Source organism: Photobacterium swingsii (assembly GCF_024346715.1).
Classification (GTDB): domain Bacteria; phylum Pseudomonadota; class Gammaproteobacteria; order Enterobacterales; family Vibrionaceae; genus Photobacterium; species Photobacterium swingsii.
In genome coordinates this window covers 2169107-2181469 of record NZ_AP024852.1, presented here as the reverse complement: position 1 = coordinate 2181469, position 12363 = coordinate 2169107, and the positions used below count along the sequence as shown (strand labels likewise).

The 12363-nt window shown below is 45.0% G+C and carries 11 protein-coding genes; 3 read left to right on the top strand and 8 right to left on the bottom strand.

What is annotated here, in order from left to right; genetic code table 11:
• Positions 1-39: 39 nt before the first annotated feature.
• Genes OCU77_RS10135 through OCU77_RS10110 form a run of 6 tightly spaced genes read right to left on the bottom strand, consistent with a single transcriptional unit; the run spans position 40 to position 4617 of the window.
• Positions 40-843, bottom strand: coding sequence for a heme ABC transporter ATP-binding protein (locus OCU77_RS10135; protein ID WP_048898608.1), 804 nt, complete (start codon positions 841-843; stop codon positions 40-42).
• Complete coding sequence (locus OCU77_RS10130) at positions 843-1880, bottom strand: FecCD family ABC transporter permease (RefSeq protein WP_084711769.1); 1038 nt, start codon at positions 1878-1880, stop codon at positions 843-845. Before OCU77_RS10130 ends, OCU77_RS10135 begins: the two co-directional genes overlap by 1 nt.
• Before the next feature lie 27 nt (positions 1881-1907).
• A complete protein-coding gene (locus OCU77_RS10125; protein WP_048898517.1) occupies positions 1908-2753 on the bottom strand; it encodes a heme/hemin ABC transporter substrate-binding protein in 846 nt (281 codons plus the stop codon).
• Positions 2750-3172 (bottom strand): ExbD/TolR family protein, encoded by a 423-nt coding sequence (locus OCU77_RS10120; protein WP_048898518.1) that lies wholly within the window; start codon positions 3170-3172, stop codon positions 2750-2752. Before OCU77_RS10120 ends, OCU77_RS10125 begins: the two co-directional genes overlap by 4 nt.
• Positions 3169-3864, bottom strand: a complete 696-nt coding sequence (locus OCU77_RS10115) for a MotA/TolQ/ExbB proton channel family protein (protein WP_107302478.1) — start codon at positions 3862-3864, stop codon at positions 3169-3171. Before OCU77_RS10115 ends, OCU77_RS10120 begins: the two co-directional genes overlap by 4 nt.
• 3 nt (positions 3865-3867) lie before the next feature.
• Entirely contained in the window at positions 3868-4617 is a 750-nt protein-coding gene (locus tag OCU77_RS10110; protein WP_048898609.1) for an energy transducer TonB, read from the bottom strand.
• A gap of 454 nt (positions 4618-5071) precedes the next feature.
• Between OCU77_RS10110 and hutW the strand changes: the two genes are divergently transcribed.
• The 3 genes from hutW to hutZ all read left to right on the top strand — a co-directional run bounded on the left by hutW (position 5072) and on the right by hutZ (position 7861).
• Entirely contained in the window at positions 5072-6451 is a 1380-nt protein-coding gene (gene hutW, locus OCU77_RS10105; RefSeq protein WP_048898519.1) for a heme anaerobic degradation radical SAM methyltransferase ChuW/HutW, read from the top strand.
• A 139-nt stretch (positions 6452-6590) separates the two neighbouring features.
• Positions 6591-7109, top strand: a complete 519-nt coding sequence (gene hutX, locus OCU77_RS10100) for a heme utilization cystosolic carrier protein HutX (RefSeq protein ID WP_048898520.1) — start codon at positions 6591-6593, stop codon at positions 7107-7109.
• Between the two features lie 194 nt (positions 7110-7303).
• Positions 7304-7861 (top strand): heme utilization protein HutZ, encoded by a 558-nt coding sequence (hutZ, locus tag OCU77_RS10095; protein ID WP_048898521.1) that lies wholly within the window; start codon positions 7304-7306, stop codon positions 7859-7861.
• Positions 7862-7945: 84 nt separating this feature from the next.
• Here hutZ and OCU77_RS10090 read toward each other — a convergent pair whose 3' ends face one another.
• Together OCU77_RS10090 and OCU77_RS10085 are read right to left on the bottom strand one after the other, a co-directional pair.
• A complete protein-coding gene (locus OCU77_RS10090; protein WP_084711770.1) occupies positions 7946-11170 on the bottom strand; it encodes an efflux RND transporter permease subunit in 3225 nt (1074 codons plus the stop codon).
• Complete coding sequence (locus OCU77_RS10085; RefSeq protein ID WP_084711771.1) at positions 11170-12339, bottom strand: efflux RND transporter periplasmic adaptor subunit; 1170 nt, start codon at positions 12337-12339, stop codon at positions 11170-11172. The genes OCU77_RS10090 and OCU77_RS10085 overlap by 1 nt, the downstream gene beginning before the upstream one ends.
• Positions 12340-12363: the final 24 nt, after the last annotated feature.

Below are 12363 nucleotides of genomic sequence, written 5' to 3'. Positions count from 1 at the left end.
GCATTTATGTGTGCATTATAGAGATTACATAACCAGACGCTATAGAATTATCGGGTGTTGTAAGCTTGGATGCTCAGTGATGGTTACTGGCCAACCGTAAACACGTTCAATATTTTTAGGCTCAAGTGCCTGCCAAGCATCACCATCAGCTTGTATTTTTCCCTCGTTCACTATCACCAAACGGTCGGCATATTGTGCCGCAAGATTAAGATCATGCAAAACAATGATAACGGCAGCCCCTTCTTTTGCCATGCTTTGCGCAAGCTGCAATGTTTTATGTTGATGCGCTAAATCGAGTGCTGACGTTGGTTCATCGAGCATCAAAATTGCATTTTCCTTGGCTTCGCTAAGCTGGGTAAGTACGCGAGCAAAATGGACCCGTTGCTTCTCGCCACCAGATAGCGAGGGATATAGACGGTTTGATAGGGCCGTCACCTCTGTCTTTTCCATCATACTGGCCGCTGTTTTGCTGGCCTGTGCGCGAGTGAGATCCAGCGGTAAAGCGCCTAATTCAGCCACTTCTTGGGCAGTAAAAGCAAAACTTAAACTACTGTGCTGTGGTAAAACAGCTAAATACTTCGCCAATTCTTTCGCTGACCACTGAGCATGGGTTTTCCCCTGAATGCTAATGTCACCACCTGCATCTAATTCACCACAAAGCACTTTTAGTAACGTACTCTTCCCAGCGCCATTTGGACCAAGTAACGCCGTGACTTCACCATGTTTGATTTCTATATCAAAGTTATCAAGTAAGGTCTTGCCGCCTAGGCCTAAATGCAATCCTTTTGCTGCAATTGCGATCTTATCCTGGGATTGAAATCGAGAAGATGAAAAACCAGCCATCATGACAGGCGTCCTTTTTGTTTAACCAATAACATAATGAAGAATGGCGCACCTAAAATAGCGGTAATGATGCCGACAGGCAGTTCGGCAGGGGCGGCTATAACGCGGGCAATCATATCTGCAACTAATAAAATCAAAGCACCCAATAACGCCGATAGAGGTAGCAATGTTTTATGGTTAGGGCCTGAAAGCATGCGGCCTAAGTGTGGAATGATTAGGCCGACAAATCCAATAACACCAGTGAGGGATACGCAGACACCAACACCTGCAGCACAGAGCAAAATTAAGCTACGCTTGAGCGCCTGCACATTAACACCCATGTGTTTGGCCTCTGCTTCACCAAGTAAAAAGGCATTTAAGGCATTTGCTTGACGATCGAAGACCCACATTAGAATGCCTAAGGTTGTAAAGGCTAAGGCAATGCCTGGCCATGTTGCACCAGCTAATGAGCCCATGGTCCATAACGATAGGTCGCGTAATGCTTGATCATCTGCAAAGTAATTCATTAGGCCTAAAGCGGCGCCTGATAAGGCTCCGATAGCTACACCGGCTAGCAGCATGATGGTCACGGATGTGCCATTTTTGTCTGTGCCAAGTGTATAAACCAGCCAAGTACTTACTGCGCCCCCAAGAAATGCCATGATAGGCACAGTGCCTAACGTGAGCAGAATAGGGAATGAAGCGGCCCATGAGCCGAACAGTACAATAGCAAGTGCCGCGCCTAAGCTTGCACCACCAGACACCCCGATGATGCCAGGGTCTGCGAGCGGGTTACGAAATAAGCCCTGCATAACGGCGCCACATAACGCGAGAATAGCGCCTATTGCTATACACAATAGGGTTCTTGGAAGCCTAATCTGGTGAATAACGATCTGAATATGTGCGGGTAATTCATTTTGCCACGGCGTAAAAGCTTTTAAACTCTGGCTTAGCGTGATGGCCATAGGGCCAACAATTACTGACGTTGCCACCGCCAAGCAGAGCAAGCTCAACCCGACGGGGAAAACGATTTTTAAAGGAAGTCTTTGGATCTGCATAACGGACACGTAACGAATACTCGACGATTAAGGGTAGAAAACACGGTTCAAGCGTTCTGCTTCACTGAGGCTTTTTAGCCCTAAACCACCAATTAAAGCAGTGCCATCAATAACTACCACAGCTTTATTGATACCTGCTGGGGTAGCTGCAAGCAGTGGCAATTCTTTAAATAAACCATCGGCTTTACCTATTGAGTTATAAGTGCGGCTACTTAACATGATGAGGTCTGGTTGCATTTCAAGCATAGATTCAGCTGAAATGGGTTTATAAGATTCGACTTGTTCAGCGGCAGGGTTAATACCGCCCGCTAGGCGAATGACCGTATCTGCAGTGGTATTACGTCCACCAACGGTTGCAGGGCGGCCTTCATGGATCGAAAGAAATAAGACTTTGACGGGCTTTTTATTTGAAGTGCTGGCCTTGTGATTATTGTTTTCAATGTTCGCGACTTGTTGTTTCACTTCTTCTTTCAGCTGATTTGCTTCAGTTTGTTTTCCTGTTATCTCACCAATACTATCGATACGGTGCAGCAGATCATTCACTGTTTCACCTGAATTGAGAATATTGACCTCTACACCGGCTTGCTTCACTAGGTCGAGTGTGGTTTTAGGCCCCATTTCTTCTGAGCCTAATAATCGGGTAGGGGTGAGTGCGATTAAGCTTTCTGCTGACAATGCGCGATGATAGCCCAGCGCTGGCGTGTCTTTACTGACTAAACTGCGGCTGGTGGCATCGACAGCAACAATGCTTTGCTGTGCACCAATAGCATTTAAGAGTTCAGTAATGGCTGAGCCAGCACTGATGATACGCTCATTCGCCAAGCTTGATGTGGCTGTAAAAAGCAGTGTTGTAGCTAGGACTAAGCGTTTCATGATGCTTCCTCTTCCATTAATAATTGTGTCGCTTTGATTTCATGTTGTTGTAACAAGGCTAATAACTTGAGCATGTGCTCAACGGACGCGCCTTTATCTGCTCCAATAACAACGGGTTTTTTAGGGTTAGCGTTGACTTCTTTGAGCAAGCTAACGCTAAAGCTTTGCCAATCATTTGCTTCTTGACCTTGTAGAGCCCAGTAAGGCGCTTTCGCAAGTAGGTTGATCGTTATAGGGTCGGCATGGGTTTCTTGTAAAACCTCTGTGCTGGTTTGTGGCAATTCCACATCTAGCGACTGCAGTTTTACGCTGGCGGTCAGCAGTAAAAACACCATTACAATGAAGATGATATCGAGTAGCGGCGTTAAATCAGGCTTGAGTTCGTCAGTGTCCCACGATGAATTGGAGGCGCGGATCATGATTGCACCTTAGCGCTATTCATTACCGTTGTACTTTTTGCTACGGGTGAATCACATGAGGTTTGAAAGTTGATGCCTTCGATCCACAAGTTACAGTGATTGAGTGAGTGCTCGAGCTTAGACGTGATGCTGTCTGCCCAAACACCCAAAAGTTGTGACCCTGTAATAGCGGGGAGGGCGATGATCAAACCTGCGGCTGTGGTGCGCATGGCAAGGCCAAGCCCATCAGCGAGATCGTTAGGTGTGACAGAACCTGTAGATGCAGCAATACCTTTGAACATATCAATGAGGCCCAGTACTGTACCTAGCAAGCCAAGTAATGGGCTGATCACCCCGATCAGTGCCAGTAAACGCAGTCCTGAACGCAGCTGTTTACGCTTTTGCTGAAGCCAAATGCTGGCCGCATCTTCTCGCAATGCTTTATCAAAATGACGATGTGCAATCAACATAGCGACGCCTTTATACAGCAGAGGCCTTTTTTGCTTTAAATCAGTTGCGAGTTGATCAAGCTGTGGTTGGTTACTACGGTCTTGTTTCGCCAAGATCGTATTGATCTTTGAATGGCCCACGCCTGTGCAGAGTAAAACTTGAATCAAACGTTCCAGCAAAATCATTAAAGTGATAGCGGAACATAAAAAGAGAGGCCAAGCCATTAGGCCAAATTGTTCTTGAAAGCTTGTAATGGTGTTCATGTCTTAATCCAACTTGAAACGAACAGGAATTTGTACACGGTGCGCGATTGCTTGCCCATCGACGATGTGTGAAGAAAACTGCCAACGTTTGATGGCCTCTAAAGCGGCATCGTCGAGGATATTTGCACCTGAAGATTTCACTAATGTTTGTTTAACTTGTTTGCCTGAGCTATCGATCCACACCTCAACAAGGACCTGGCCTTGCAGACCGCGCCGTTTTGCAATTTTGGGGTAACTAACAGGGCTTGGTCGCGTGGCGAAGCTTGGTTTCGTGACTAATTGTGGTGCGTTATTCACCCCAGCTGCTGCCTGCGCTTTTACTTCAGGTTTTGATTGATCTTTCGCGGTGCTGACTACTTTTGTTTCAGGTTTAGCCGCTTTTTTTACTGGCTCTACCACTTCTTTTTTAACAGCAGGCGACTGTTTTTTAGTGGGAGCCTTTTTAGCGACTTTATCAACAGGCTTTTGAGTCACTTTTTCTTCGGTGACCTTGGGCTTTTTGACCAGTTTTTTTTGCTCTGTTTTCACAACTTTTTTAGGCTTTGCTTCAACGGGTTTAGCTGGCACCGGTGGCTGTGTGACCACGTTAGGTTGTGGCGCTTGTTGAGGAACAGAAACTAAATTGAGCGACACGCGCATAGAATCAGTACCCACAGGCATTGCCATCACCATGGTATTGGGAATAGCTGAAAAAATGAGGCTATGAAAAAGAACAGATGCCGTACCTGCAAGTAAATATCGTTTTGTATTCACGGTTTCATCTACCATGCTAAAGAATATTGCCTCGCCTAGACGTACAAATAACAGAATTATCAAAAGTCGTTTTTGGCAAGATTTGAAGTCATTATCCACGAAAGACGAATAATATCAATTATCATTTGCAATATTATTTAACTCTGAATATTATGCTTTCAGAAACAAGGCAGACCGTGAAGCAATTACTTGCTTATATAAATAAAAACAATGATATAGACGTAATTTAGTGCTGTTAGAAACGGCAATGAAGAAGACTAGTCAATTGAGCGGCTGCACCCGGAAAGTATCGTCAAAATGTGCTCATAAGCATCAATTTAGGTTTTGCTTTTAATCTCAACGAAAGTTAAGCCTCAGTATTTGATGATGGGCTAGCTGTCGCTAGCATTGTGTAGTTCAGTGATTGCTCTCGCTGATCGTTGCAAAAGAGGCTGGAAGCTTTCCAGCAAAAGCTATGAAACCAATAAATGAAAACGTCTCCCTTGAAGTTGCTGATCTGCTGACTCCTGAAGTAACAGGCATCTCAACACCAGATCCTTTGCGTTATGCTTTTCAGCAAAAGAAATCAGCGCATGCGGGAGGCCAATCTACAGTTGTAGATAAGAGTCAGCATCAAAGCGTGTCTCAACTTGTGTTGAGCCAAGTACCCGAGCAGTTAGGTAAACGTTGTTTATACGTACATATTCCTTTTTGCCGTGTGCGTTGTACTTATTGTAACTTTTTCCAATATGCGTCTAGCCAGCAGCTTATTGATGATTATTTCGCTGCATTAATGGTTGAGCTTAAAGTGAAAGCGGCAATGCCGTGGACGCAAGCTGCGCCATTCCATGCCGTATATATTGGCGGAGGCACACCAACAGATCTAACACCAGCTCACATTAAAACTTTGGGCGAGATGATTCGACGTCATTTTCCACTCACGACAGATTGTGAGTTAACGCTGGAAGGGCGTATCAATCGCTTTAGTGACGAGCTGTTCGATTCCGCATTAGAAGGTGGCTTCAACAGATTTTCATTTGGGGTACAAAGTTTTAATACTCAAGTACGCCGTAAAGCTAAACGGCTTGATGATCGTGAAGATGTCTTAGAGCGTATTCAGGCATTAAGTGCCTCAGATGCAGCGCCTATTGTGATTGACTTGCTTTATGGCTTGCCGTTCCAAGATGTTGATGTTTGGCAACAAGACCTAGCTGACTTTTTAGAGAGTGGTGCACATGGTGTCGATCTTTATCAGCTGATTGAAATGGGGGGAACCCCAATGAAAGGCATGATAGAGCAAGGCAAACTTCCTCACCCAGCTGATACCGCGACCAAAGCGACCATGTTTGAGCAAGGCAGTGCGTTTATGGATAAACACCATTTACGCCGTCTAAGTGTTAATCACTGGGCTCGTGATAATCGTGAACGTAGCGTGTATAACAGCTTGGCAAAAACCTCAGCGGAAGTATTGCCTCTAGGGGCTGGTGCAGGGGGTAATGTTGGCGGCTATGGCTTTATGCAGCACAGGACATTGGATGCATACATAGACGCAATTAAAAAGGGTGATACCCCTGTCGCCATGATGACGAAAACGCCTGCCAGTGCGGTGATTAACGCGGTTATCAAAGCGAGTTTTGATCGTGGTGTGCTTTCTAGAACCCAGCTACAAGCGGCTGCACAATTCGATGTGTTTGAAGTTTGTTTACCATTGTTTAACGCATGGCAATCAAATGGATTGGTCACCCTTGAAGACGACTACCTATCATTGACTCTGGCAGGGCAATTTTGGGCGGTAACTCTGGCACAAGGCATGATCCAGATTGTCCATCAAACGGCTCATCAGCAAGCCGCATAGCCTATGAAGACTTATTGGGTCCGTTCAGCGTTAGTTCTGAATCGATACAACAAGTTGTAATAATAAGCTGTAATGACAAGAGCTAAGCACGCTTTGCCCTTGGCCTATGAATCCAATAACGATATATAGAGAGAACGCTGTGTACGCATCTTCAACATTTGAAAACGTGAAATCTCAGGTAAGTGAAATTTTAAGCGCTGATCCAAAACTACATGCAGGTGCGATTGCTCAGCAATTGAACCTTACTGAAGGTGAAGTGGTTTTTGCCTTCCCTGATGAATTGGTTGTAAGCATCGCCGGTGAGCATGCTAAAGCCATTTTAGAAGATTTACCATCATGGGGACCAGTAACGAGCATTGTCCATTCCATGGGTTCCATTTTTGAAGTGAAAGCCCCTTTCCCTAAAGGTAAAGAAGCTCGTGGCTACTACAACTTAATGGGCAAAGAAGGCGAACTGCATGGTCACCTTCGTTTAGATCTTGTGACTAATATTGCTTTGGTCAGTAAAGAATTTATGGGCCAAGAAAGTTACTTTATTGGTTTTTTCGCTGAGCAAGGCGAGTGTGTCTTTAAAGTTTACCTAGGTCGAGATAAAAAACGTCAGCTGTTCCCAGAGCAAATAGAAAAATTTAAAGCCTTAAAACAACAATACGTATAACGAAAATGTGAAATAAGTTTTCAGCTTGGTGCTGTGAACTTATTTATCACGTAGTGAATCAAAACCAGCAGTACCTAGCACGATCGCGTAATACCAAAGCCAAATGAATGTTATGGCATTGATATTTAAGTCAGCCGCGATATCGATAAGCACAATAGGGCTGCTGGATCGATAATAATTATTAGGAGAAAAGGATGAATCAAGTAAAACAAGAGCGCTTACAGAATCGTTTAGGCCCAGAAATTAAAGAGTTTCGTGAGGCTTGCCAAACGTTACAGCTTGCAACGGTAGATGCAAACGGCAAACCAAATGTAAGCTATGCACCATTTGCATTATTGGAGGATGGTTATTATGTGCTTATTAGCCAAATCGCTCGCCATGCACGCAATCTACTTGAGAATCCACAAGTATCCTTAATGATGATTGAAGATGAAGCAACGTCAAAAACCTTGTATGCACGTAAGCGTTTAACATTTGAAGCGGATGTATCCGTGGTTGAGCGTCAGAGTGATTCTTGGCTAGCTGCTGTTGCGGGCTTGAAAGCACGGTTTGGCGACATTGTTGATGGTTTAAGTGGTCTTGAAGATTTTACCATGTTCCGTCTTGCACCAACTCAAGGTTTGTTTGTTAAAGGCTTTGGTCAAGCATTTCAGGTCTCAAGTGACGATTTGGTTGATTTTGTACATCTGACTGAAGGCCACCGCCGCATTAAAGATGGCAGTGAAGTGGAAACACCGACAGAAGAGTTGTAATACTTCAGTCCATCGCTTTAAAAGACAAAGTGTGAAAAGAAAAAGCCAGCATATGTAATGCTGGCTTTTTTAGTTATAGGGACTCTATGTTAGTTCAGTATCCAAGTGTTTATTGGGTGCTGCATCTTTAGGTTGGATGACTTCATTGTTAACAGAACTTGCACCGCCTGCTGGTGGATGATTGTTTATGGTGAGCATGTTGTTACTTGTGCGCTGGGGTGATAGGTGTTTGCCCTTATCTCGGCCTAGCATCAATAAGCAAGGTGTTAGAATGAGTGTCAAAACAGTTGCAAAGGCTAATCCACCGGCTATGGCTGTGGCTAACTGAGACCACCATTGGGTACTGGGTGCTCCAAACTCGATTTTGCGATTGATAAGATCAATATTCATTTCGAGCACCATGGGCATTAAGCCTAGAATAGTTGTGATTGTCGTCAGTAGAACTGGACGTAAGCGTTGAGCTCCTGTGTGCATGATAGCGGTAACTTTATCGTAGCCTTTTTTACGCAGCTGGTTATAAGTATCAATTAATACAATATTGTTGTTCACTACAATACCAGCCAATGCAATTACCCCGATGCCTGACATCACGATGCCAAATGGTCGCTGGAAGATCAGTAAGCCAAGGAATACTCCTGCAGTTGAAAACAGCACTGCACTCAAAATTAATAAGGCTTGGTAGAAGCTATTAAATTGGGTGACTAAGATTAACCCCATCACGGCCAGCGCGACTAAGAAAGCCGATTGTAAGAATTTAGATGAGTTATCTTGCTCTTCATTTTGCCCACGGAGTTCAACTTGTACGCTTTTTCCTAGCGGTAAGGCTGCTAATGCAGCTTCGACTTTGGGCAATTCTAGGCTCAAGTTGTAGCCTGTTGCCATGTCGGCTTTCACTTCAAGTACGCGCTTGCCGCCTATGTGATGGATGCTGTTTTGTTTTGGAGAGGGCTTAACTTCAGCAAAGTTAGTCATAGGGATTAAGCCGTACTGAGTTTTGACACGCAATTCATCGAAGCGACCAATATCACGTTCAGTTTTAGGGTAACGCACTAAGATATCTACTTCATCATCGGTATCATCAGGCAGGTACTCACCAATTTTTAAGCCGTTTGTTACGAACTGAACCGTATTACCTACTAGCGTTGCATCTGCTCCAAAGCGTGCCGCATCATCACGGTTGATCTTTATTTCCCAATCGATACCGGGTTTGTTGCCTGTATCCGAAATATTGGTAAATGCAGGCTGAGACTCTAACCATTGACGGACAGCAGTAACGGCTGGTGCCATTTCATCGCTATCACGAGCGGTAATTTCAATGATCAGATCATGCTCGTTAGGGGGACCCGCTTCAGGGAATTTAAACTCTAATTCGACACCTGCAAGATCTTTGGTTTTTTCACGTAGGTTGGTAATGATCTCGCTGATCGGTGGGCGATATTGCCAATCAAGTGGATTAAATTGAATACGACCAATCTCATCATCGCCACCTGTCTTGGTGTAAATACTATTGATGCCCTCCGTATTCATTACGCGGGCTTCAATGTTTTTCATCAGCGCATCTTTTTCATAGATCGACAGATCGCCATGAGATCGCGCTTTCAAAGTGAAATGAGGCGGATCGACTTCTGGAAAAAACACTGCGCCTAAGCCAGCCACGCTGTAGCTGTAGCCAATCACGCCCGCTAAAATAAAGGCTGATAGTAGTATTTTCAACGGATGCTTAATCGCAATGGCAAGGCTATTTAAATACAGCTTGGTGAGACCAACAGCTTGTGAAAAGTCCCCATTTTCCACGGCTATCTTACGTTTTTGGACTGTCGGGCTAGTGTATTGAGGCTTACCAATCACGCTACCGAGCACCGGCACAAAAATCAGTGCCATTACGAGCGAGGCCGTTAAGGTAGCGATGAGAGTGAGGGGGAGATAGCGCATGAATTCGCCAGTGGTATCTGGCCAGAACAGTAGCGGGCCAAATGCGGCCAATGTTGTTGCGGTTGAGGCCGTGATAGGCCATGCCATTCGTCTTGCTGCTTCTCGATAAGCTTGTTTACGTGGGATGTTTTCCTGCATACGCCTTTCAGCATACTCAGTGACCACGATAGCGCCATCAACCAGCATGCCAACAGCCATGATGAGCGAGAAAAGGACGATGATATTCACGGTTAACCCACTAATAGCTAGAACCAATAATCCGGTAAGAAATGAACCTGGAATTGAGATCCCAACAAGCAGGGCAGTACGTGAACCCAGTATGGCGATAATCACCACGACAACTAAGATAATTGCAGAAAGGATATTGTTTTGAAGATCATTCAGCATCATCTGAACATCTTTGGAGCCATCGAGTGTGTATTCGACCAATAAATTATCGGGCCACTCGGGTAATTTCTGCGCTTCAGCGATAACGGCTTTAACAATTTCTACCGTTTCTATAATGTTTTCACCTGCGCGTTTTTTTACATCTAATACTACGGCGGGTTGACCATTAAGCCGAGCAAAACTGCTAGCGTCACGAAAGGCACGACGAACAGTTGCTATATCACCAAAGGTAACAACTTTACTGCCATCGACTTTGATCGGCAGCTCTAGAATATCTTTGAGCGAATCAAAGACTGATGGAACTTTTACAGAAAATCGGCCATAACCGCTGTCGATAAAGCCAGCAGCAACCACACGGTTATTACGAGAGACTAAGTTAAAAACATCATTTTGATCCAAGCCATAGCTTTCCATGAGCAAAGGTTCAACGAGGATCTCAACCACATCTTCACGATCACCGGCGATCTCAACCTCCAGTATCTGGCGGTAGCTTTCCAGTTTGTCTTGCAGCTGGCGCGCTATTTGAATCGAGGTGCGTTCAGGCACTGTGCCGTACAACACCATAGAGAGAACGGGCTCTTCACCTGCCAGTGTTATTTCATTAACCGTCGGTTCATCACTGTCATCAGGTAGCTTTACTTTGGCGATGTCTACAGCTTCACGCACATCAGTGAGTGCGCTTTCCAAATTTGAACCCGCATTAAACTCCAATACGACCGATGCGTGGCCTTCGGAAGCTGTGGCGGTCATCTCCTTTACGCCTTCAATCGATTGCAGTTCTTTCTCTAGCGGGCGAACTAATAGACGCTCAGCATCTTCAGGGCTTATACCTTGGTGTGAAACAGAGACATAAATAATAGGAATAGTAATATCTGGATTTGACTCTTTAGGAATGGCGCGATACATCGCCGCCCCTGCAATCAAGATCAGTACCAACAGCGTAATAACAGTGCGTGAACGGCTAAGCGCCGCTTCAATTATCCCAAACATTATTCACCGCCCGTTTGCTTAGGGTTGACTGGTGTCTTAGTATCAGGCACGTCGTTGGAGGGTGAATTGTTTATAGAGGCGGTTTCTACAGGGATAACAGTGTCACCGTTACGTACAAAACCTTGCCCGACGGTGATGACATTGACTTGTTCACCTAAACCACCAAGCCACACGCCATCTGGTTCGACTTTAACAATCGCAATGGGTGCGAAGGCTACCTTATTATCTGCCACTAATGTTTTGATCCCTAAGTTGCCAATTTCATCCAATGCCAACATGGAAGGAGTGACTTTGATTGCTGATTGGCTATCAAGAATTAAATCTACCTCGGCACTAATACCTGCCGCGAGTGCTGAATCAGGGTTGGATACTTCTAATTCAATAGGGAATGTATTGGTGGTTTCTGATGCAATACTGGCTTTATAGCGTAGTTTTGCATCCAGTGTTAACCCTGTCGATAAGATGACTTGGGCCTTTTGGCCGTGATGAATACTTTGGATATGGCGCTCACTTACATCGGCAGTGATTACCAGAGGATCTAAGTCGACAACATTAGCGACAGGGTCGCCAACACCTAGATAATCACCTTGCTCTACATGAAGAATGTTCACTATGCCATCAAAAGGGGCGGTGATTGTGGTATTACTTAAAGCAAGCTCTAGATTTTTAACCGTAGCCTTGGCTTCGACTAGACTGGCTTGTGCTTTGGTCAGTGCGACTTCACCCTGTAATCCGCGTTCACGCAATGATTTTGCGGCATTGAACTCTTTACTTCGGACTGACAGTAAGGCGAGTGCACGCTGAAGCTGTAATTCACGGTCAGCCTTATTGAGTTGGACTATGGCTTGTCCTTTTTTGACAAACTGACCTTTGCGAATAAGGAGTTGTTCGACGTTCCCTGCCACTTCTGCACCTAACGTTGCCTTTCTGTCGGGAGCTGTTCGTCCATATAAAGCAATTGTACGTGTAATGGGCTGGGCCGTTACTGTGCTAACGGCTACTTTTGCTAGTGGAGCACTTTGCTGACTTGTGCCTTGTGATGCTGTGTGGGCGGGTGGTGTTTCTTGCGGCCCAAACATGCCACTGATTAACCACACACCTATTATGACTAAAATCACAATAGATATTATCCACGGATTACGTGCAAGGTATTGTTTTGTTGAAGCCATTCGTCACTATCCTTGTGAGCTAGA

Coding starts and splice junctions, on each gene's coding strand:
- OCU77_RS10135 (WP_048898608.1), bottom strand. CDS start 843: ATGGCTGGTTTTTCATCTTCTCGATTTCAATCCCAGGATAAGATCGCA.
- OCU77_RS10130 (WP_084711769.1), bottom strand. CDS start 1,880: ATGCAGATCCAAAGACTTCCTTTAAAAATCGTTTTCCCCGTCGGGTTG.
- OCU77_RS10125 (WP_048898517.1), bottom strand. CDS start 2,753: ATGAAACGCTTAGTCCTAGCTACAACACTGCTTTTTACAGCCACATCA.
- OCU77_RS10120 (WP_048898518.1), bottom strand. CDS start 3,172: ATGATCCGCGCCTCCAATTCATCGTGGGACACTGACGAACTCAAGCCT.
- OCU77_RS10115 (WP_107302478.1), bottom strand. CDS start 3,864: ATGAACACCATTACAAGCTTTCAAGAACAATTTGGCCTAATGGCTTGG.
- hutW (WP_048898519.1), top strand. CDS start 5,072: ATGAAACCAATAAATGAAAACGTCTCCCTTGAAGTTGCTGATCTGCTG.
- hutZ (WP_048898521.1), top strand. CDS start 7,304: ATGAATCAAGTAAAACAAGAGCGCTTACAGAATCGTTTAGGCCCAGAA.
- OCU77_RS10090 (WP_084711770.1), bottom strand. CDS start 11,170: ATGTTTGGGATAATTGAAGCGGCGCTTAGCCGTTCACGCACTGTTATT.
- OCU77_RS10085 (WP_084711771.1), bottom strand. CDS start 12,339: ATGGCTTCAACAAAACAATACCTTGCACGTAATCCGTGGATAATATCT.